The 21,173-nt window shown below is 72.5% G+C and carries 16 protein-coding genes; 6 read left to right on the top strand and 10 right to left on the bottom strand.

Features of this window, described 5'->3' with window-relative positions; translation table 11 throughout:
- Positions 1 to 62: 62 nt before the first annotated feature.
- A complete protein-coding gene (locus tag QSK26_RS35420) occupies positions 63 to 887 on the top strand; it encodes an MBL fold metallo-hydrolase (RefSeq protein WP_285779705.1) in 825 nt (274 codons plus the stop codon).
- 98 nt (positions 888 to 985) lie between these two features.
- Here the strand turns inward: QSK26_RS35420 and QSK26_RS35415 are convergent, their stop codons facing one another.
- The 5 genes from QSK26_RS35415 to QSK26_RS35395 all read right to left on the bottom strand — a co-directional run bounded on the left by QSK26_RS35415 (position 986) and on the right by QSK26_RS35395 (position 6,735).
- Entirely contained in the window at positions 986 to 1,945 is a 960-nt protein-coding gene (locus QSK26_RS35415; protein WP_285779704.1) for a discoidin domain-containing protein, read from the bottom strand.
- A gap of 2 nt (positions 1,946 to 1,947) precedes the next feature.
- Entirely contained in the window at positions 1,948 to 3,549 is a 1,602-nt protein-coding gene (locus tag QSK26_RS35410; RefSeq protein ID WP_285779703.1) for an alkaline phosphatase D family protein, read from the bottom strand.
- Positions 3,550 to 3,817: 268 nt separating this feature from the next.
- Complete coding sequence (locus tag QSK26_RS35405; RefSeq protein ID WP_285779702.1) at positions 3,818 to 4,603, bottom strand: DeoR/GlpR family DNA-binding transcription regulator; 786 nt, start codon at positions 4,601 to 4,603, stop codon at positions 3,818 to 3,820.
- Between the two features lie 63 nt (positions 4,604 to 4,666).
- On the bottom strand, positions 4,667 to 5,254 hold the full coding sequence (locus QSK26_RS35400) for a histidine phosphatase family protein (protein ID WP_285779701.1): 588 nt from the start codon (positions 5,252 to 5,254) through the stop codon (positions 4,667 to 4,669).
- On the bottom strand, positions 5,254 to 6,735 hold the full coding sequence (locus QSK26_RS35395) for an FGGY-family carbohydrate kinase (RefSeq protein ID WP_285779700.1): 1,482 nt from the start codon (positions 6,733 to 6,735) through the stop codon (positions 5,254 to 5,256). The genes QSK26_RS35400 and QSK26_RS35395 overlap by 1 nt, the downstream gene beginning before the upstream one ends.
- Positions 6,736 to 6,947: 212 nt before the next feature.
- On the opposite strand from QSK26_RS35395, the gene QSK26_RS35390 reads away from it, so the two are divergent.
- The 5 genes from QSK26_RS35390 (at position 6,948) to mmuM (ending at position 14,558) form a co-directional block, all read left to right on the top strand.
- Complete coding sequence (locus QSK26_RS35390) at positions 6,948 to 8,273, top strand: extracellular solute-binding protein (RefSeq protein ID WP_285779699.1); 1,326 nt, start codon at positions 6,948 to 6,950, stop codon at positions 8,271 to 8,273.
- Entirely contained in the window at positions 8,270 to 9,241 is a 972-nt protein-coding gene (locus QSK26_RS35385; RefSeq protein ID WP_285779698.1) for a carbohydrate ABC transporter permease, read from the top strand. The genes QSK26_RS35390 and QSK26_RS35385 overlap by 4 nt, the downstream gene beginning before the upstream one ends.
- Positions 9,238 to 10,068, top strand: a complete 831-nt coding sequence (locus QSK26_RS35380; RefSeq protein WP_285779697.1) for a carbohydrate ABC transporter permease — start codon at positions 9,238 to 9,240, stop codon at positions 10,066 to 10,068. The genes QSK26_RS35385 and QSK26_RS35380 overlap by 4 nt, the downstream gene beginning before the upstream one ends.
- 41 nt (positions 10,069 to 10,109) lie before the next feature.
- Positions 10,110 to 13,628: a glycosyl hydrolase family 2 protein gene (locus QSK26_RS35375; protein ID WP_285779696.1), complete on the top strand. Its 3,519-nt coding sequence runs from the start codon at positions 10,110 to 10,112 to the stop codon at positions 13,626 to 13,628.
- Between the two features lie 66 nt (positions 13,629 to 13,694).
- The gene (gene mmuM / locus QSK26_RS35370) at positions 13,695 to 14,558 is read left to right on the top strand and encodes a homocysteine S-methyltransferase (protein ID WP_285779695.1); all 864 of its coding nucleotides are present in this window, start codon (positions 13,695 to 13,697) and stop codon (positions 14,556 to 14,558) included.
- 13 nt (positions 14,559 to 14,571) lie between these two features.
- Here mmuM and QSK26_RS35365 read toward each other — a convergent pair whose 3' ends face one another.
- The 5 genes from QSK26_RS35365 to QSK26_RS35345 all read right to left on the bottom strand — a co-directional run bounded on the left by QSK26_RS35365 (position 14,572) and on the right by QSK26_RS35345 (position 20,775).
- Positions 14,572 to 16,005 carry an L-fucose/L-arabinose isomerase family protein gene (locus QSK26_RS35365; RefSeq protein WP_285779694.1) on the bottom strand — a complete coding sequence of 478 codons (1,434 nt, stop codon included), beginning with the start codon at positions 16,003 to 16,005 and terminating at the stop codon, positions 14,572 to 14,574.
- Between the two features lie 96 nt (positions 16,006 to 16,101).
- Positions 16,102 to 17,187: a rhamnose ABC transporter substrate-binding protein gene (gene rhaS, locus QSK26_RS35360; RefSeq protein ID WP_285779693.1), complete on the bottom strand. Its 1,086-nt coding sequence runs from the start codon at positions 17,185 to 17,187 to the stop codon at positions 16,102 to 16,104.
- 33 nt (positions 17,188 to 17,220) lie between these two features.
- Complete coding sequence (locus tag QSK26_RS35355; RefSeq protein WP_285779692.1) at positions 17,221 to 18,240, bottom strand: ABC transporter permease; 1,020 nt, start codon at positions 18,238 to 18,240, stop codon at positions 17,221 to 17,223.
- Positions 18,230 to 19,270 (bottom strand): ABC transporter permease, encoded by a 1,041-nt coding sequence (locus tag QSK26_RS35350; RefSeq protein WP_285779691.1) that lies wholly within the window; start codon positions 19,268 to 19,270, stop codon positions 18,230 to 18,232. The genes QSK26_RS35355 and QSK26_RS35350 overlap by 11 nt, the downstream gene beginning before the upstream one ends.
- The gene (locus tag QSK26_RS35345) at positions 19,267 to 20,775 is read right to left on the bottom strand and encodes a sugar ABC transporter ATP-binding protein (protein WP_285779690.1); all 1,509 of its coding nucleotides are present in this window, start codon (positions 20,773 to 20,775) and stop codon (positions 19,267 to 19,269) included. The genes QSK26_RS35350 and QSK26_RS35345 overlap by 4 nt, the downstream gene beginning before the upstream one ends.
- Positions 20,776 to 21,173 lie beyond the last annotated feature (398 nt).

Below are 21,173 nucleotides of genomic sequence, written 5' to 3'. Positions count from 1 at the left end.
GGTTCGCATGCCGGGAGGGTGGAGACGCCCTCGCGGGACGGGATGCGGCGGGAGGCGGCGGGGTGGGAGCGCTGGGCGTGCGGTGGATCCACGGGTCGCCGTCGGCGAAGCACAACGCCGATCCGGACATCCAGGTGCACCACTATGACGAGCACACGGTGATCCTGCGGCAGAACAAGGCGATCGACTACGAGGCGCCGTTCATGTTCCTGCTGTTCGGGGAGACGCGGGCGGTGCTGGTGGACACCGGGGCGACCGCGTCCGCGGAGTGGTTCCCGCTGCGCCGGGTGGTGGACGAGGTGATCGGCCGGTGGCTCGCCGTACACCCCCGGGACGGGTACGGGCTGCTGGTGCTGCACACGCACGGGCACGGCGACCATGTGGCGGGCGACGGGCAGTTCGCCGGGCGGCCGGGCACCGAGGTGGTCGGCGCGGGGCGGGCGGAGGCGTGGGCGTACTTCGGATTCGACGCGGATCCCGGCCGGGTCGCGACCGTCGACCTGGGCGGGCGGGTGCTGGAGTGCTTCGCCGCGCCGGGGCACCACGAGGCGGCCGTCGTCTTCCACGACCCCGCCACCGGGCTGCTGCTCACCGGTGACACCGTCTACCCGGGCCGGCTGTACGTCGAGGACTGGGACGCCTTCCGCGCCACGATCGACCGGCTGATCGCCTTCGCCGGTACCCGGCCGGTCAGCCACGTCCTCGGCTGCCATATTGAGATGACGAGCGAGCCCGGCGTCGACTACCCGATCCGCACCACCTACCAGCCGGACGAGCCGCCGCTGGAGATGACGGTCGCGGACCTGCGGGCGATCCGGGCGGCGATCGACGAGATCGGCGACCGGCCCGGCCGGCATCCCTACCCGCGTTTCGTCATCTGCCGGTAGCGGGCCGCCCCGGCGTCCTCCGGGGCGGCGGGACGCATCCCGTGACCGCCTGGTGAAGCAGCGGGCCGCCCCGGCGTCCTCCGGGGCGGCCCTCCGGGTCACTCGTACGCTTCGACCTCGATGATCCGGCTGTAGTCGCCGCTGTTTGAGCCGAGGGTGAGGATGCGGATCGCGTCGGCGGTGACCGGGGTGAACCGGGAGCTCACCAGGCCGGCGACGTTGCCGCGCACCTGGGCGACGGTCTGCCACTGGCCGCCCGCCCGCACCTGGACGTCCCAGTCGCGCAGGCCGTACTTGGCGGCGGGGTAGCGCTCGGTGTCGAGGGTGTAGAGGTCCACCCGGGAGAGCTGGTGCGGGCCGTCGAGGGTGACGTCGAAGGTGTCCGGCCAGACCCGGGACGTGCCGTCGTTCCAGCCGTTGCCGCCGGCCCAGCCGTCGGAGGTGCTGTCGCCGTCGACGGCGCCGCAGGCCGGGTAGTTGCCGGACAGCACGGTGGAGGACGCGGTGGCGGGGCGGCGCAGCGCGAGGTTGCCGCCGTTCTCGATGTCGTCGAGGGCGACCACGCTCACCGGGACGGTCAGGTCCTCGCCGGCCACGTCGAGCTTCAGGCTGTAGTCGCCGGGGGTGGCCTGCTGCGGCGCGGTGAGCAGCAGCTTGGCTCCGAGCTCGTAGCCGGCCGGGAGGTAGCTGGACAGCATCGGCCGGGACGGCGTCAGCGGGCCGTCGAACTCGACCGTCATGTCGGAGTAGACGTCCTTCTTCGTCTGGTTGCGCATGCCGACCTGGACGGCCGCCGGGCACCCGGGGTCGCCGCCGGCGACGACCTGGATCCGCTCGGTGTCCGCGACGGGGACGACCTTCTGCTTCCCGTTCCCCCTGCCGTGCGCGGGGCCGATCTTCACGGCGGGTTCCGGCTGGTCGATCGGGCCGACCGCCTGCGCCGGGGTCCGTACGGCGGGGCCGGGGTCCTCGCCGCTCTGGGCCGTGGCCACCACGGGCCCGGCGACGGCCACCGCGGCGACCGCCGCGAGCGCGAGGGTGAGACGCCTGGACTTCATCGCTACGCTCCCGTGTTCAGGCCGGGGTGGCCGTCGAGGGTGGTGAAGGTGGCCTTGGTCTCCACGGGCGCCCCCGGGCGGTCGACGTAGGGGACGACGCGGAAGTCCGTGCGCCACTGCTGGGGGGTTACCTCGCAGGACACGTAGCCGCGGGTGTAGCTGGAGAACCGGATGTGCGGGTTGACGGCGTCGCGTCCGCCGGGCGGCAGGCCGGTGGCGGGGTTGCCGTTCCCGCCGCTGCTGATGGAGGTGCCGACGAGCTCGATGCCGATCGTGGCGGAGTCGGGGTCGTCGAAGTCCGCCTTGAGCTCGCCGGCGAGGTTGTAGTGGATGTCGCCGGTGAGCACGACCGGGTTGCGCACCTTGCGGTCCACGATCCCGGTGAAGATCCGGTCGCGGGCCGCCTTGTAGCCGTCCCACAGGTCCATGCTGAGCCGCTGCGGCGCGGCCGGGTCGAAGTCGAGCTGGGAGATGGCCACCTGCTGGGCCAGCACGTTCCACGTCGCGCGGGACCTGCCGAGCCCGTCGAGCAGCCACCGCTCCTGCTCGTCGCCGAGCATGGTGCGGGAGGGGTCGAGCCGTTCGTCGCAGCCGACCTGCTGCCCGTCGCCGCAGAGCTGGTCCGAGCGGTACTGCCGGCCGTCGAGCACGTTGAACTCCGCCAGGCCGCCGAAGCGGAACCTGCGGTAGAGCCGGGCCTCCGGCCCCTGGGGGCGCTGCGGCAGCCGCAGCGGCTGGTTCTCCCAGAAGGCCCGGTAGGCGTTCGCCCTGATCACCAGGAAGTCCTGCTCGGAGACGTTGCCGCCGGGGCCGACCTCGGCGGCGTAGTTGTCCAGCACCTCGTGGTCGTCCCAGGTGACGATCCACGGGGCCGCCTGGTGCGCGGCCTGCAGGTCCGGGTCGCTCTTGTAGAGGCCGTACTGGATGCGGTAGCGGTCCAGGGTGTCGCACTGGACGCGGAACTGGTCGGGCACGGGGGTCTTCCTGCGTCCGCCGTCGGCGAGGATGCCGTACTCGTAGAGGTAGTCGCCGAGGTGGAAGACGACGTCCGGGTTCTCCTCGGCGAGGTGCCGGTAGGCGGTGTAGAAGCCGTCGGGCCAGGAGGCGCACGAGGCGAAGGCCAGCTTCAACAGGCCGGTGTGCTCCGGCGCGGTCTTGGTGCGGCCCACCGGGCTGATCTCGCGGCCCGTCCTGAACCGGTAGAAGTACTCCCGGCCGGGCCGCAGCCCGCGCGCCTCGACGTGCACCGAGTGGCCGTACTCCGGCGTGGCCCACGTGCTGCCCTGCCGTACCCGCCGGGTGAACCGCTCGTCCTCGGCCACCTCCCAGTCCACCCGCTGACGGGCGTACGGCATGCCGCCGAGGGGTTCGAGCGGTTTGGCGGCGAGGCGGGTCCACAGCACGACGCTGTCGGTGAGCGGGTCGCCGGAGGCGACGCCGAGCTGGAACGGGTAGTCGGCCGATCTGGCCGCCGGGGCGCTCGGCGTCCACGGGTCGGCCAGCCGGGCGCCGAAGGCCAGCGTGAACGCGGCCCCGGTGACGCCGAGGAAGCCTCGGCGAGAACTGTCGGTGAGATGGCGGGACAGCCGCCGATCGTCGTCCATGGGTCTCCCAGAGAGGGGGGAGGACCGCTCGCGGCGGCGCCGCGGAACGGCCTCGACAGGGGGTGAACGGGAGTCGATCTGCTGCAGCCCACCATTCTTACCAAGCGAGGTGAGCACTTAACAAGGATCTTTGTTAAGTATGGCGGGTCAACTCCCGCCGACGCCGGGATGACCCGGCCACCGCCCCGGACCCGCCGGGACCTGACCCAGACACAGGTCCCGGAACGCCATCGAAAGCATCACATTGCGATATCTAACATCGGGGCTGTTATATCTCGGCCACCTCGACGTTGAGGTGGCGCTCGCGCAGCCGGTCGACGGCCGCCGCGGGCGCCCGCGAGTCCACCACGATCAGGTCGAAGACGTCCAGCGGCGCCACCCGGTGCAGCGCCACCCGGTCCAGCTTGGTGTTGTCGATGGCCAGGATCCGCCGGGTGGCCGAGTTGAGCATCGCCCGTTTCACCAGCACGATCTCCTGCTCCTGGTGGAACGCGTACCGGTCGGAGATCGCCGAGGTCGAGACGACCACCACGTCGGTGCTCATCGCCTCCACGGCGTCCACGCACGCCACCCCGAGGAACGAGTCGTGGGTCGGGTGGTACTCCCCGCCGAGGGCCATCAGCCGCACCCCGGGCACGCCCGTGAGCAGCTTGATGCCCTCCAGGAAGTTGGTCACCACCGTGAGCGGGGTCACCTCGCCGAGCTGCCGGGCGACCGCCAGCGCCGTGGTCGAGTCGTCCAGCATGACCGAGCCGCCCGGCTCGATCTGCCGCACGACGTGCCGGGCGATGGCCTCCTTCTCCTCCTGGTTCGCCGTCAGCCGGTAGACGATGTTGCTCTCGAAGACGCTGGACGCCTGGGCGCTGGCCCCGCCGCGGAACTTGCGGACCATGCCCTGCCGTTCCAGCTCGTCCAGGTCGCGGTGCACCGTCATCACGCTGACCCCGAACGTCTCGGCCAGCTCGGCCACCGAGGCCGAGCCCTGCCGCATGACGTGCTCGGCCATCGACTGCCTTCGGGAGGCGCCGCCGACGGCCGGCTGACGCGAATTCATCTGCCCCGCTCCATGAGTCCGCCGCGTTCCCGACCGGCGTGGCCGCACGCGTGTCCGGGCATCCTAGCGGCCCAGCGGGACGTTGAAGCGCCGCAGAGCCATGCCGGACGGGCCCGCCGTCAGCTCGGTCACCGTCGCGTGCTCGAACAGGGGCAGCCGTCTGCGGTAGTCCACCGGCGGGATGCCGAGCAGGCCGCACAGCGCCAGGCGCAGGATCGTGTTGTGCGCCACCACCAGGACCCGCCCGGCCGAGCCCAGCTCGGTGAGGCACTCGGTGACCCGGGCGATGGCCTTGACCGGGTCCTCGCCGCCGGGCAGGAAGGAGCCGACCGGGTCGGCCTCGAACGCGCGCACCACCTCGGGGTCGAGGTCGGAGCGCGGCCGGCCCTCCGCGACGCCGAAGTCCAGCTCGCGCAGCCGGGGGTCGGTGCGCAGCGGCACGCCCGCCGCCCGCGCCGCGCCCGTGGCCGTCTGCACCGCGCGGACCAGCGGCGAGGCCACCACGGCGGTCAGCTCCGCGGCGGCGGCCCAGTCGGCGAGCAGCCCCGCCTGGCGGTGCCCCTCCTCGTCCAGCTCGATGTCGCTCACGCCCGCGTAGAGCCCGCGCGCGCTCCAGTCGGTACGGCCGTGCCGGGAAAGGAAGATCGTCATCACGCTACCGCCTCAGCTGCCAGTTCAGGGGTGACATACTCGCGCTCCACCAGCGCCTCGACCAGGCGCGCGAAGCTCTTCTCGAACCGCTCGACGCGGTCGGGGCGCGGTTCGACGCGCGCGCCGCGCGGGATCATCAGCTCGGCCGTGCGGCTCAGGGGCTCCCCGGCGGCGCCCGCCGCGGCGAGCACGGCCATCCCGACGGCGGCCTCCGGGTGGCGCGGGATCTCCACCGGCATGCCGAGCACGTCGGCGCGCAGCTGGGACCAGTAGGCGCTGCGGGTCGCCCCGCCGACCAGTGCCAGCGACCCGGTGACCGGCGCGCCGAGCAGGGCGAGCGCGGCCAGGCCGAGCCGCTCTCCGTAGGCGACGCCCTGGAGCAGGGCGGCGTAGTGCTCCTCCTCGCTCCCGGCCCTGCCGACGGACACCTGCTCGGCGTCGGGGCGGTAGAAGGGGAACCGCTCGCCCCTGGCGGTGAGCGGGTAGACGACCTGCCCGGCGGGCTCGTGCCGGGCCGCGCGGCGGTCCAGGTCGGCCAGGTCGCGGCCGGGGAAGGCGGCGGCGAGCACGCCCGCGCCCACGTTGGACGCGCCGCCGGGCAGCCAGCCGCCGTCGGGGTGGCGGTGGCTGTAGACGGCGCCGTCCGGGTCGTGCAGCAGGTCCGCGCTGACCCCCTTCAGCACCAGCGTGGTGCCGAGCACGGACACCCCGGCGCCCGGTGTGAGCGCGCCCGCGGCGATCTGGCCGGCGCAGCCGTCGGTCATCCCGGCGATGATCTGGCAGCCCTCGGGCAGCCCGGTCAGCCTGGCGGCCTCGGCGGCGACCACGCCGATCGGCGTGCCCGGCCGCACGACCGGGCCGAACAGCGTCCCGGGCAGGTCCAGGCGGGCGAGCACCTCGGCGGGCCAGCGCTCGTTCAGGGAGTCGTAGCCGGTCTTGAGCGCGTGGCTGGAGTCGGTGGCGGTGAGCCCGCCCGCCAGCATCGCGGCGAGGTAGTCGGCCGAGTGCAGCAGCCGGGCGCCGGCCGGCAGCCCGCCGCCGGCGGCCAGCCAGAGCAGCTTGGGCAGCGGCCAGGACGCCTGGACGCGCAGGCTGAGCCGGGCCCACAGGTCCCGCCCCTCCTCGCCCACCCGCTCGGCGTACGGGCCGCCCCGGTCGTCGTCGTACATGAGGGCGGGGGTGAGGGGGCGGGCCGCGGCGTCGGCGAGCAGGAACGTGCCCGAGGTGCTGCACACGGCGAGGGCGCGCACCCTGCCCGCGTCCACGGCGGCCGTGGCCTCCGCGCACGCGGCGCAGGCGGCCCGCCACCAGTCCCGGGGGTCCTGCTCGTGACGGCGACCTGGGCCGCGTACGCTCTGTAGCGGAGCGGATCCGGTGGCGAGCACCTTGCCCCGGCCGTCCACGAGCGCCACCCGGACCCCCTGGGTGCCGATGTCGATCCCTGCCCAGACGGGATCGTCCGTGAAGATCTCAGAACCCATGGGTGGTGGTGATCCCTCCCCCGCTTCCAGATGATTCGTCCCGGTTGTGACCCTTGACACTCCGGGCGGCTGACCATAGTCTCCACGCAATAATCACAAAATCACACCCTAAAACGTTAGATTTAACAAGAGCGTAGCGCGGAGTGGACGGCGGCGGACTGACACGCCGATGTTCGGCCCACGGATCCGAGCTAGTCCGAGGAGAAAAGAACATGCCCCCTGTGCCCGACCGCCTGCGCGACGCCAAGGTCAGCCGCGCCCAGTTCTTCCGCCTGATGGGCGGCATCGCCGTCGCCGCCATGGCGCCCGCCTCGCTGGCGGCGTGCTCGACCCGGCCGGAGACCACCGGCGCGGCGGCGGGCGGCAGCGGGGCCACCCAGCTCAGCTTCGTCGGCGTGGCCGACCAGAAGACGCCGATGGACGCGCTGGTCGCGGCCTACAAGAAGGTCGCCCCGCAGGTGTCGATCGGCGCGTCCTACGCCCCGACCGACCAGGTGCAGACCTCGCTGCGCACCCAGCTCGGCGCGGGCAACGCCCCCGACCTGCACGTGGTCTACCCGGGCAACGGCAGCGCGATGTCGATGAGCCAGATCGCCTCCGCCGGGCTGCTCGCCGACCTGTCCGCCCAGGCGTGGACGAAGACGATCCCCACCGGCTTCAAGCCCGCCTTCCAGCAGGACGGCAAGACCTACATCTTCTCCGCCGGCTCGTCGGTGATCGGCGCCATCTACAACAAGAAGGTCTTCCAGGAGGCCGGCGTCGAAGCCCCGCCCACCACGTGGACCGAGTTCCTCGACGTGTGCGAGAAGATCAAGAAGGCCGGTAAGACGCCGATCGCGCTGGGCGCGCAGACGCCCTGGGTCACCCAGCTCATCACCTACGCGCTCGTCCCCTCCACGGTCTACGCCAAGGACCCCACCTTCGACGACAAGCAACTGGCCGGGCAGGCGACCTTCGCCGGATCGGGCTGGGTGCAGGCCATGGAGATGTACCTGGAGCTGCAGAAGCGCGGCTTCTTCAACGACAACCCGAACGGCACCACCTTCGAGCAGCAGACCTCCATGGTCGCCACCGGCAAGGCGGGCATGGCCATCCAGGTGTCCGCCGTGCTGCCCGACTTCCGCAAGGCCGCCTCCGGCCCGGACGACCTGTCGATGTTCCCGGTGCCGGGCGCCGACGACGCGGCCCAGGTGTGGATCCCGGCCGGCGTCGTGGTCGGCCTGGGGGCCGGGGCCAAGTCCAAGCACCTGGACCAGGCGACCGCGTTCATCGACTTCCTCGGCCGGCAGGAGAACATCAACGCCTACGCCAAGGCGATCTCGGCCATCCCGCTGACCCAGGACGCGAACTCCACCATCGACCCGGCCGTGGAGTCCTTCCTGCCCTTCACCAAGGACCGCGCGGTGCCGTTCATGGACCAGCGGTGGCCCAACGCCGAGGTGCAGCCCACCCACTTCGCCGTGGTGCAGGACCTGCTGGCCGGCCGTACCAGCATCGGCGACGCGCTGAAGAAGATGGACGAGGCGTACAAGAAGTGAGCGTCACCAGTCGGAGCGGGAGCCCGCCCACGACCGGGACGCCCGCCGGGACGCCCGCCGCCCCCGCGCCCCGCCGGCGCCGGGCCGGCGGGCGGTTCGGCGCCGCGCTGTCCCCGCCGTGGCTCTTCGCCGCGCCCGCGCTGCTCGTCTACGCGCTGGTCGTGCTCTACCCGAGCATCGCGGGCGTCGTCTACGCCTTCACCGACTGGAGCGGCATCGGCGGCGACATGTCCTTCGTCGGCCTGGCGAACTTCCGCACGATGCTCGGCGACGACCAGGCGCTCGGCTCGATCGGCAACACCGTGCTGCTCACGATCGCCATCGTGGTCGTGCAGAACGGCGTCGGCCTGCTGCTCGCGCTCGGCGCGCACGCCCGGATCAAGAGCAGGACCGTGCTCCGGGTGGTCTTCTTCGCGCCGGTCGTGGTCAGCCCGGTCATGATCGCCTTCCTGTGGAAGTACATCTACAACCCCGACCCGCACGCCGGGCTGAACGGCCTGCTCGGCTTCTTCGGGCTGCCGGGACACGACTGGCTGGGCGACCCCTCGCTCGCGCTGTGGTCGATCGCCGGCATGGTGGTGTGGCAGAACGCGGGCTACTCGATGGTCATCTTCCTGGCCGGGCTGGAAGGGGTGCCGGTCGAGCTGCACGAGGCCGCGATGATCGACGGCGCCGGCACCGTGCAGCGCTTCCGGTTCGTCACCTGGCCGCTGCTCGCCCCCGCGCTGACGATCAACCTGATGCTGTCCACGATCGGCGGGCTGAAGCTCTTCGACCAGGTCTTCGCCGCCACCAACGGCGGCCCCGGCTACGCCACGGAGACGCTGTCCACGGTGCTGTACAAGCAGGCGTTCGTCTACGGGAAGTTCGGCTACAGCACGGCGGTGGCGCTGGTGCTCGCGCTCTTCGTGGCCGCCGTCTCCTTCGTCCAGATCTACTACCTGCGCTCCAGGGAGGTCGCGCAGTGAACCATCTGCGGTACGGCAGGGCCACGTTCCTCCTGGAGCTCGTCATGATCGCCGTGGCGGTCGCCTTCATGTTCCCGGTCTACGCCCTGATCACCCTGTCCCTGAAGAACCCCGCGCAGATCGCCGAGGCGCCCCTCTCGCCGCCCGCGCCGCCCACCCTGGACAACTTCGCCAAGGCGTGGTCCTCCGCCGCGCTCGGCCCCTCGCTGATGAACAGCACGATCATCACGGTGGCCAGCCTGGTGGCGCTCATCGCGCTCGGCTCCTTCGCCGCCTACTTCCTCGCCCGGGTGCAGACGCGGCTCGGCTACGGGCTCTACATCCTCTTCCTGCTCGGCATCGTGCTGCCCTTCCAGCTCGGCACGATCCCGCTCTACCAGCTCATCAACAACCTGGGCCTGATCGGCAGCCCGGCCGGGATGATCCTCTTCTACACCGGCGTGCAGCTCCCGTTCACCGTCTTCCTCTACACCGGGTTCATCCGGGCGCTGCCGCGCGAGTACGCGAGCGCCGCGCAGATCGACGGCGCCTCGCACCTGACGGCGTTCACCAGGGTGGTCTTCCCGCTGCTGCGGCCGATCACCGGCACGGTGCTGATCCTCAACGCGGTCTTCATCTGGAACGACTTCTTCACCCCGCTGCTCTACCTCGGCGGATCGGGCTTCGAGACGGTCCCGGTGAGCATCTTCGCCTTCGTCGGGCAGTACGTGTCCGACTACGGGCTCGTCTTCGCCGGGCTGGTGCTCGGCGCGCTGCCGATCGTGGTGATCTTCCTGGTGCTCCAGCGTTACGTCATCAAGGGCTTCTCCAGCGGGCTGAAGGGATGAGGCCGCCGCAGGGGCCGCCACAGGGGCCGCGAGCGGGGCTGGTGCGGGGGCTGGCGCAGGAGCCGCCGCGTGACTTCTCCCCCGCCGCCATCTGGTGGTGGAGCGGGGAGCCGCTGCGCCGCGACCGGCTGCGCGACCAGATGGAACGCCTGGTCACCGGGGGCGTGCACAACCTGGTGGTGCTCAACCTGGCGCCGTCCGGGCCGCTGTTCGGCTCCGACGCCGACGATCCGCCGTTCTTCTCGCAGGCGTGGTGGGAACTGCTGGACGGCGTCTGCGCGGATGCCGAAGAGCTGGGCGCCCGGTTGTGGTTCTACGACCAGCTCGGCTTCTCCGGGGCCGACCTGCAGGCCCGCCTGGTGCAGGAGAACCCGTCCTTCGCCGGGCAGTGGCTGGCGCCGGACGGGAGCGTCACCCGGCGCGGCTTCGACTACCTGTCCCGCGAGGCGTGCGCCGTGCTGCTCGACCGGGTGCACGGGGAGTTCGAACGCCGGCTCGGCCACCGGTTCGGCGGCGTGATCGCGGGTTCCTTCCAGGACGAGCTGCCCTCGGTGCCGACCTGGTCCGACGACTTCGCCGAGGAGTTCCTGCGCCGGCGCGGCCGGGCGCTGCGGGTGGCGGAGCTGGCCCGCGACCCCGGCATGCTGCGTGACTTCCACCGCACCCGGGCCGACCTCGCCGAGGAGGCGTTCTTCCGGCCGCTCGCCGAGTGGCACGAGAAGCACGGCCTGCTCAACGGCTGCGACCAGCAGGACCCGGCCAGGGCCGGCCGGCCGGTGGACGGGGTGCGCCTCTACGCCGACTACACCCGCACGCACCGCTGGTTCTCCGCCCCCGGCTCCGACCACCACGGCGACGCCCGGCTGCACTCCTCCCTCGCCCACCTGTACGGCAGGCCGCGCACCTGGATCGAGGCGTTCCACTCCACCGGCTGGGGCGGCACCCTGGAGGAGACCTTCGACTGGCTGCTGCCCTGGCTGCGCGCCGGTGCGACGCTGTACAACCCGCACGCGGTCTACTACACGACCAGGGCCGGCTGGTGGGAGTGGGCTCCCCCGTCCACCGACTGGCGGCAGCCGTACTGGCGGCACCACCGGGTGTTCGCCGACGCGGTGGCCCGGCTGTGCGCCACCCTGTCGCAGGGCAGGCACCTGTGTGACGTCGCGGTGCTCTTCCCCTCCTCGACCGCTCAGGCCGGCACCGGGCTGGACGGCTCGGTCTCCGCGCAGGCGGCCACGGCGCAGCGGGTCTACGGGGAGCTGGTCGGGGACATGGCGTGGTTCGGCGCGGTGCCCGGCGTGCTGGACCGGCTCTGCCTGGACGCCGATGTGATCGACGAGGACTCGGTGCTGCGGGCCGAGGCCGGCGACGGGCGGCTGAGCGTCTCCACCGAGTCCTACCGGGTGATCGTGCTGCCCGCGGTGACCGTGCTGGACGAGGACGTCGCCGCGCGGCTGGCGGAGTTCGCGGCGTCCGGCGGGCTGCTGGTGTCGATCGGCACCGACCCGGTCCCCGGCGCCGTGCACACGCCGGACGCGGCGGGGCTGGGCGAGGCGCTGTCCCGGGCGGGTTTCGCGCCCAGGGTGGAGGCCCCGGTGCCGCCGCTGGTCCGCGAGGCGGACGGGACGACGCTGGTCTTCCTGACCGCGGCCTCGCCCCGGGCCAGCGAGGTGAGCGTGGCCCGGCCGGACGAGCGCGGCGTCGAACTCGGCTGGGTGGACGCCCGCTACGACTTCGACCCGGCCCGCTACCTGCCCGAGATGCGGGTGCGGGTGCGCGGCGTGACCGGGACCCCGCTGCTCGCCTCCCCGTTCGGCGGCGAGCCGCGCGCCCTGCCGTACACGGTGACCCGGGACGCGACCGGGGAGGTGACCGAGGTCGTGGTGCCGTTCGACGACGGCCCCGCCGCGCTGCTGCTCTTCCCCGGCGAGGAGCTCCCGCCGGCCGCGCCGCCCGTCCCGCTGCCGCACGAGCTGGACCTCGGCCGGATCTGGGACGTACGGCTCGTGCCGACGCTGGACGACACCTGGGGCGACTTCTGCACCGACCCCGCCTTCGTCGAGCGCAGGACCCTGCGGGACGCGGCGGGCGAGCCGGTGCACGCGACCTTCGGCCCGCACGGCCTGTGGCGCGCCGGGACCGGCGAGGAGTGGCGGCCCGCCGTCTACTCCACCTCGCGCGGCATCCTGAAGGACCCGGTGCACCGGGACAACCTCGGCCCCAAGGGGCACGTGCCTGAGGAGTTCCTCGACTTCGGCGTGGTCGCGGCGGGCGAGGCGGTCCGCTACCGCACGGCGGTCACGGTGCCAGAGGAGGCCGTGCTCGTGGTGGGCGCCGCCGCCGCCAAGACCGCCCTGCTGGACGGCGCGGAGCTGCCCCTGGACGACCGGGGCTACCTGGCGACCGGCACGACCGGGCTCGCCCCCGGCGAACACCTGCTGGAGCTGCGCCTCGTCCCGGAGGAGGAACTGCGGCTGCGGGCGCACGTCTCCCTGGTGCGCGACCCGGAGGCCGCCCGGAGGCCCGAGTGGATCACCGGCTCGCGGCTGTCGGTCACCGTCGAGGCGGACGGCGAACCGCTGCGGGTGGCGCCGCTCCAGGTGGCCTCGACCGATCCGTGCCTGGTCCGGGTGAACGGCGTGGAGGCGGGCCGCCAGGGCGGCTTCGACCCCTACGCCGAGGCGGACATCCCGCGGGTGCGCCGCTACGACGTCTCCGCGCTGCTCCGCCCCGGCGCGAACACGATCACCCTGGAGACCGGGGGCGCCGTCCTGCTGGACGGCCTCGCGGTCTCCGGCCCGCACGTCGGGGGCGCGGCCGTACGGCGCCGCCAGCACGGCGACCCCGCCGCCCTGCATCTGCGCAGGCGGCCGCATCCGCTGCCCGACGCGGGCTGGATCGAGGCCGGGGAGACCGCGCTGCCCGCCGTGTTCGCGGTGCCGGGCGCGGCCGGGCACGTGGCGCGGTTCTTCGTGGACGTCCCGCCGGGCGCGGTCCGGATGGAGGTGGCCGCGCACGGCCCGGTCTCGGTGCACGCCGGGGACCGGGCGCTGGGCGAGGGCCCGGCCGTGGAGCTCGACGGGTCCGCCCGGCGGGTCGAGGTGCGCGTCGCCGCGCGCCCCGGCTTCGAGGGCGGCGCGGCGCTGGCCGGCCCGGTGCGCTTCACCTGCGGCCCCGGCCGGATGGCGCTGGGCGACTGGGAGGAGCAGGGCCTCGCGGAGTACTCGGGCGGTGTCCGCTACTCGGCCACGGTGAACCTCGGCGAGACGGCCGGACCCGCCGTGCTCGACCTCGGGCGGGTGCGCGGCACGGCGGAGGTGACGGTGAACGGCCGGCCCGCCGGGGTGCGGATCTGCTCGCCGTACGTCTTCGACGTGGCCGGGCTGCTGGGCGAAGGGGAGAACACGGTGGAGGTGCTCGTGCTCGGCACCCTGGCCCCCTACCTGGACGCGGCGAGCCCCACGCACTTCGTCTTCCCCGGGCAACGGGTCACCGGGCTGTTCGGCCCGGTACGGCTGCGCTCGGCGACGCCGTTGTCCGATGTCGTTATCATTCGGTGACACACCGTGACATCATGCGGGCTGACCTGCGGGACATAAGCTGTCCGGGTGAGTCCCGAGTCTCAAGTGAAGAATCTTCTCGTCCTGGACGGCGGGCTGGCCACCCGCCTGGAGGCGCTGGGCGCCGACCTGCGCGACGAGCTGTGGTCGGCGAAGGTCCTGGTGGAGAACCCGGAGCTGATCCGCCGGGCGCACCTGGACTTCTTCGCCGCCGGCGCCGACGTGGCGACGAGCGCGAGCTACCAGGCGAGCCTGCCCGCGTTCGCCCGGCGCGGCCTGACCGGGCAGGAGGGCGAGCGGCTGCTGCGGCTCTCGGTCGAGCTGGCCGCCCAGGCCAGGGACGAGGCGGGCGGCGGGCTGGTCGCGGCCAGCGTCGGCCCCTACGGCGCCTACCTCGCCGACGGGTCGGAGTACACCGGGGACTACGACCTCGACGAGGACGCCCTGGTCGCCTGGCACCGGCCGAGATGGCGGGTGCTCGCCGACACCGGAGCCGACCTGCTGGCCTGTGAGACCATCCCGTCCTACGCCGAGGCGCGGGCGATCTCCCGGCTGCTCGCGGAGACGCCCGGCGTCAAGGCGTGGATCAGCTTCTCCTGCCGCGACGGGCTGCACATCAGCGACGGCACGCCGCTCGCCGAGTGCGCCGCGCTGTTCACCGGCGCATCCCAGGTGGTCGCCGTCGGGGTCAACTGCACCCCGCCCCGCTTCATCACCGGGCTGATCGGGCAGATCGCCGACCTGCCCGTGGTCGTCTACCCCAACTCGGGCGAGACGTGGGACGCGGAAGGCCGCGCCTGGACCGGTTCCACCGAGCCGGTCGAGTTCGGCACGCGGGCGCTTGACTGGCGGGCGGCCGGTGCGTCCATGATCGGGGGCTGCTGCCGCACCACCCCCGACCACATCCGCCACCTCCGCGCCGCCCTCTGAACGGGCGGGCCGGTCAGGGCGCCACTTCGACGATCTCCACCTCCAGCAGGTCGGCCAGGGCGCGGAGTTCGGCCGTGCGGTGACCGGTGCCGAGGGCCCAGTGGTGGGAGATGCCGGTGGCGCTCCACGCGTCGGTCCACTCGCCGGGGTCGCAGCCGAAGTCCACCCGAGAGGTCGTGTTGCCGATCCTCAGCAGCGGACCGTCCACGACCTCGCCCTCGGAGACGACGAACGCGAACCTGCCGTCGCGCCCGTGCCGCAGCCCGAACGCGGTGACCGGGCCGTGCGTGACGTCGAACTCCACCGACACGCCCCAGCCGCGCTTGCCGTGGTAGACGCCCAGCCCGCGCAGCAGCGGCCGGCGGGAGCTGATCGCCAGGTGGGCGGGACCGTCGTGGCCCATCTCGACGTGACCGCGGGCGAAGTCCAGCGCCTGCAGCTCGGTGAACGAGCCGCCGCCGCCCAGCCGGTCCATGATCAGCATGGCCAGCGAGGTGCGCAGCTCGTACTCGCCGGCCGCCGGGACGCCGCGCGCGGTCAGCAGCGAGGAGCCCAGGATCATGCCCGCGCCGAGCCGCTCGTGGATCTCGCCGTCCAGGCCGCGGTGGTAGTAGGCGAGGCTGTCCAGGGCGAAGTCCTCGGCCAGCCGGTCCAGGCCGACCGAGACCCTGGCCGCCCACGCGAAGTCCTCCCCGTCCACCGAGCCGTCCAGCTCGAAGACCTCCGCGGCGAGGTCCATCCGGGCCTTGACCTCGCCGTCGGTCACCTTCTCCACCCGCACCCGCAGGTCGTCGAACTCCAGCACCTCCACGTGCCCGCCGAAGTTCGCCGACACCAGGGTGAGGTCGGTGGCGACGTCCAGCATGCCCGGGTACAGGTGGCCCATCAGGCCGTGCCTGCCCCGGCGCAGCGCGGCCCGCACCCCGGCGGCCTTCACCCAGCGGGCGATCCTGGCCCAGGCCCGCTCGTCCTCCAGATAACCCGACACCGAGCGGAAGGGGATGCCGGCCCGCATGAAGGTGTTGGCCATCTCGGGCAGCGGGCAGGCGCCGCAGTAGGCCAGCCACTGGCCGGTGTCGAAGGTCTCGTGGTCCATCGACTCGGTCGGCTGGAGGTTGATCAGCAGCACCGGGGCGCCGCTGCGCTGGGCCACCGGCAGCAGCATCGTGGCCGTCATGTAGGTGGTGAGGAAGCCGACGATGATGTCGCAGCCGGCCTCTCTCAGCCGTTCCGCCGCGGCGGCGCCCTCCTGGGCGTCGGAGACGAAGCCCACGTCCACGACATCGCAGCCCAGGGCGTTCATCCGCGCGGACACCCGCCGCGCCGACGCCTGGAGCTGCGGGAGCAGTTCGGGGAACTGCGGCCAGTAGGCGCCGAGACCGCCCGCGACGAGCCCCACCCTGGTACGGGGGGCGGTGATCTTCTCAAGTCCGTTGGTGATCGGCACGGCGGTCCTTTCTCCGTGTCTGTGTGGTCGTCGGGGACGCCTGCGCCCCGGCCCGGGGCGGAGGCGTCCGTGCTCGTGGGCCGCGGGACGGCCGGGTCAGAAGTCGAAGTCGTCGATGTTGCCCTCGTCGAAGACGAACGGCGGCCCGAGGATGACCTCGCCGTCCTTGCCGATCGTCCGCTCGCCGAGCCGGCCGGCCTTGAAGGTCTCCCCCTCGGCCCCGGTGATCTGCCCGGAGGCGAGCGCGGCGGCGGCGTAGGAGGCGAGGTAGCCGAGGTCCTTGGGGTTCCACAGGGCGAACTCGCGGACCGTGCCGTCCTTCACGAACTGCCGCATCTGGTTCGGCGTGCCGAGCCCGGTGAGCACGACCTTGCCCTTGTACTGCGAGCCGGAGATGTACCGGGCGGCGGCCGAGATGCCGACCGTCGTCGGCGAGATGATGCCCTTCAGGTCCGGGTACGCCTGGAGCAGGCCCTGCGTCTCCTGGAAGGACTTCTGGTCGTCGTCGTCACCGTAGGCGACCTTGACCAGCTTGATGTCCTTGTACTCGGGCTTGGCCAGCTCCTGCTTCATGAAGTCGATCCAGGTGTTCTGGTTGGTCGCGTTCGCCGTCGCGGACAGGATGGCGATGTCGCCCTTGCCGCCGATCATCTCGGACAGCATCCTCACCTGGCTGCGCCCGACCTCTTCGGAGCTGGCCTGGTTGATGAACAGGTCGCGGCAGTCCTTGGAGGCGTCCGAGTCGTAGGCGACGATCTTGATCCCCTTGGACCTCGCCTGCTGGAGCGGGCCGCACACCGCGTTGGCGTCGTTGGCCGCGATCAAAATGGCGTCCTGGCGCTGCTGGATCAGCGTGTTGATGTAGGAGATCTGGGAGGACGCCGAGGCGTCGGACGGGCCGACCTCCTTCGCCTCGCCCTTGAACTCCTTGGCCGCCTCGATCCCCGCGTTGTCGACGATCGTCTCGTACGGGTTGTTGATCTGCTTGGGCAGGAAGGCGAGTTTCAGGCCCTCCTTGACCGGGGCGTCCGGGTCGGCGGAGGCGGCGGCGGACGGGGCGGGCGCGGCCGGGGCGGCGGAGGTCGAGTCCTTGGTGGTGCCTCCGCCGCAGGCGGCGAGCCCCAGCGCGAGCAGGCTCACGACGACACTGGAGGCGAAGCGCCTGGTGGTGATCTTCACCATGGGGGTTCCTTCGGCTTGGACGGGGCGAGGGTCTTATACGGCGGGCGCGCGGCGTCGTCGCCGCACGAGTGCCGCGAGGCGCGGGGTGAGCACCGAGACGATGAGGAGCAGCCCGGTCACGATGGACTGGATCTCGGTGGCGACGTCGTTCAGCATGAGCAGGTTGCGCAGCAGGCCGATGAGCAGCACGCCGGCGATCACGCCGCCGAGGGTGCCCTTCCCGCCGTCGAAGTCGACGCCGCCGAGCAGCACCGCGGCGATCACGGCGAGTTCGATGCCGAGGCCGTTGTCCGCGCGGGCGCTGCCGTACCTGAGGGTGTAGATCACGCCGGCGAAGGCGGCCACCGTGCCGGAGAGCACGAACAGCACCAGCTTGACGCGCTTGACCCGGATGCCGGCGAAGAAGGCCGCCTCCTCCTGCGCGCCGATGGCGAACAGCGCGCGGCCGGCGCCGGTGGCGTGCAGCACGACGCCGGTGACCACGGCGAGCAGCGCGAACAGCGCCACCGGGTAGGGGATCGGGGTGCCCGGCACGTTGTCCACGGCCAGCGAGACGTAGCCGGGCGGGAACTGCGCGACGGCCCGGTCGCCGAGCACCACGTAGGCGAGACCCCGGTAGAGCGCGAGGGTGCCGATGGTGACGGCGAGGGAGGGCAGGCCGAGCCTGGTGACCAGGAGCCCGTTGACCAGCCCGCACACCATGCCCACCACGACCACCAGGGGGATGATCGTCTCGATGGCCATGCCCGCGTCCCACAGGGCTCCGACGAGCGCGCTGGACAGGCCGAGCACCGACGCGACGGACAGGTCCACCTCGGCCGCCACTACGAGCAGCGTCATGGCCAGCGCGATGAGCGCGATCTCGCCGAGGTCGCCGAGCGCGAACGACAGGTTGTCCACGCTCGCGAAGCCGGTGGAGGTGGACGCGCCGCCGAGGAACACCGCGATCAGCAGCGCGGTGACGAGCACGTCCCAGCGCAGGAAGCGGCCGGCGCCGCCCCGGTTCACGGCGGAGGCGGGCACCGGGGCCGCCGGGATGGGATCAGGAGCCATGACGGACGTTCCTCCTCCGCAGCAGCCGGGCCACCCGCAGGGCGAGCACGCGGTCGACACTGATGGCGAGAAGCAGCAGCGCGCCCGTGATGGCCTGCTCCCAGAAGGGGTTGACCCGCAGCACCACCAGGGCGCCGCCGATCGTGGTGAGCAGCAGGGCGCCGAGGGCCGCGCCGTACACGCTGCCGACGCCGCCGGTGATGGCCACGCCGCCGACCACGACCGCGCTGACCACCGTGAGCTCCCAGCCGTTGGCGGAGTCGGCGATGACGGTGCCGAACCGGGCCAGCCACAGCAGGCCGCCGACCCCGGCGAGCGAGCCGCTGATCAGGTAAGCGGTCAGGACGCGCCGGCGCACCGGCACGCCGGCGAGCCGCGCGGCCTCCGGGCTGGAACCGATGGCGTAGAACTCCCGGCCGGAGGGATAGGAGCGCAGGTAGTGGCCGAAGGCGAACATCACCAGCACGGCGATCAACGGCAGGTACGGGACGCCGAGCACGGCGCCGTTGCCCAGGTGGAGCAGGGAGGGCGGCAGGTCCACGGCGTTGATCTGGCGGCCGTGCGCGATGTAGTGGTCCACGCCCTGGATCACGTACAGCGTGCCGAGCGTCACCACCAGGGCGGGCACCCGGAGGAAGCTGACCAGCAGGCCGTTGACCAGGCCGCAGCCGGCGCCGACGGCGACCCCGAGGAGCAGGCCGGGGACCAGCCCGCCGCCCGCGGCGTAGAAGTCGCCGACCGCGAAGGCGACCAGGCCGACGACCGAGCCCACCGACAGGTCGATGTTCCTGGTGATGACCACGGCCGACTGGCCCACGGCGAGCAGCAGCAGGATCGAGGTGTTGAGCAGGATGTCGGTGACGCCCTGGGCGGACAGGAAGTTGCCGTTGACGGCGGTGGTCACGCCGATCAGCACGACGAGGGCGGCCACGAGGCTCAGCTCGCGGGCGCGGAGGATCGCCGCCACACTGCCCGCCGCGCCGCGCGCCGCCGGGGTGGCGGCCTCGGCGGCGACGCCGGGACCGCTCATGCCGCCCTCCCGGTGGCCGCCGCCATGACGCTCTCCTCGGTGGCCGCGGCGCGCGGGATCTCCGCGGTGAGCCGCCCTTCGTGCATCACGAGCACCCGGTCGGCCATGCCGAGTACCTCCGGCAGGTCGGAGGAGATCATCAGGACGGCGATGCCCTGCCCGGCCAGCTCGGACAGCAGCCGGTGCACCTCGGCCTTGGTGCCGACGTCGATGCCGCGGGTGGGCTCGTCCACGATCAGCACGGACGGGTTGGTGGCCAGCCATTTGGCCAGCACCACCTTCTGCTGGTTGCCGCCGGACAGCACGCCGACGCCGTCGCCGAGCCGGGCGAACTTGAGCTGGAGGCGCAGCGCCCAGTCCGTGGCCCTGGCGCGCTCGGCCGCGCGGGAGATGACCGGGCCGCGCCGCAGCGAGGACAGGCCGGTCAGCCCGATGTTGCGCTCGATGGACATCTCCATGACCAGGCCCTGCTGGCGGCGGTCCTCCGGGACGAGGGCGAGACCGGCGGCCATGGCGGCGGTGGGCGAGGCCGCGGGGAGCCGCGCCCCGTTGACGGTCACCTTGCCGGCGTCGAACCTGTCGATGCCGAAGACCGCCCTGGCGACCTCGCTGCGACCGGCCCCGACCAGCCCGGCGAGCGCGGCGATCTCGCCGCGCCGCACCTCGAAGGACACGTCGGTGAACACGCCCTCCCTGGTCAGCCGCTCGACCTTGAGCGCCACCTCGCCCGGCGCGGTCTGCCTCCCGGGGTAGAGCGCGCCGAGGTCGCGGCCGACCATGCGGCGGATGAGGTCCTCGTGGGTGAGGCCCGCGACGGGCTCACCGGCGATCCTGACGCCGTCGCGGAGCGTGGTGACCCGCTGGCACAGCTCGAAGATCTCGTCCAGCCGGTGGGAGATGAACAGTACGGCGCGGCCCTGCTCACGCAGCGCCTCGACCACGCCGAAGAGCCGGGCGACCTCGTTGCCGGACAGCGCCGCCGTGGGCTCGTCCATGACGAGGACCCGGGCGTCCCTGGACAGCGCCTTGGCGATCTCGACGAGCTGCTGGTCGGCGATGGACAGGCCGCGGGCGGGCTGGCCGGGGTCGAGCCCGACGCCGAGCCGCTGGAAGAGCGCCGCCGTCCGCGCGCGCATGGCCTTCCTGTCGATCCGGCGCAGGCCGGTGCGCGGCTGGCGGCCCATGAAGATGTTCTCCGCCACCGACAGGTCCGGGAAGAGCGTGGGCTCCTGGTAGATCACCGCCACGCCCGCGGCCTGGGCGGCGGCGGGGCCGTCGAACACCACGGGTTCCCCGTCGAGCAGGATCTCGCCGCCGTCCGGCCGGTGCACTCCGGCCAGCGTCTTGACGAGTGTGGACTTGCCCGCGCCGTTCTCCCCGGCGAGGGCGTGCGCCTCGCCGCCGAACAGTTCGAGCGACACGTCCCGCAGCGCGCGGACGGCCCCGAACGACTTGCTCACGCCTTTCAGCGCGAGTATGGGGCGCGATGCCTCTGCTTCGCTCACGACGACTCCGGCTCTGAAAAACGTTTTAATACGTTGTGTTGAAAGCTAGGCCAGCCCGCCGTGGGTGTCAATGGCGTCAATCCGCCGTTTCCAGAGCGTTACACGGTGATGATCTCCGCCGGTCGGGGGTGTTCCGGCCCGGCGGGAAGGTTGGCACGTTTCAATCCTGGAAGGCGTTTCGATCCTGGAAGGCGTTTCGATCCTGGAGGGCGGCGAACGACCCGGAGGGTGCGGCCCGCCCCCGAGGGGGCCGCACCGGGAGCGGGACGGACGGGTCAGACATCCCTGGAGCCGGAATGTCAAGCGGCGAGGTCGTGTTGCCGGTGTGACCAGGCGGTTGCCTGGTCGTAGGGGGTATGTGTTTTGAGGCAGCCGTGGAGGATGCCGACCAGGCGGTT

The organism is Microtetraspora sp. NBRC 13810, assembly GCF_030268685.1.
Taxonomy (GTDB): domain Bacteria; phylum Actinomycetota; class Actinomycetes; order Streptosporangiales; family Streptosporangiaceae; genus BSRQ01.
This window is presented reverse-complemented; position numbering and strand designations above follow the sequence as displayed.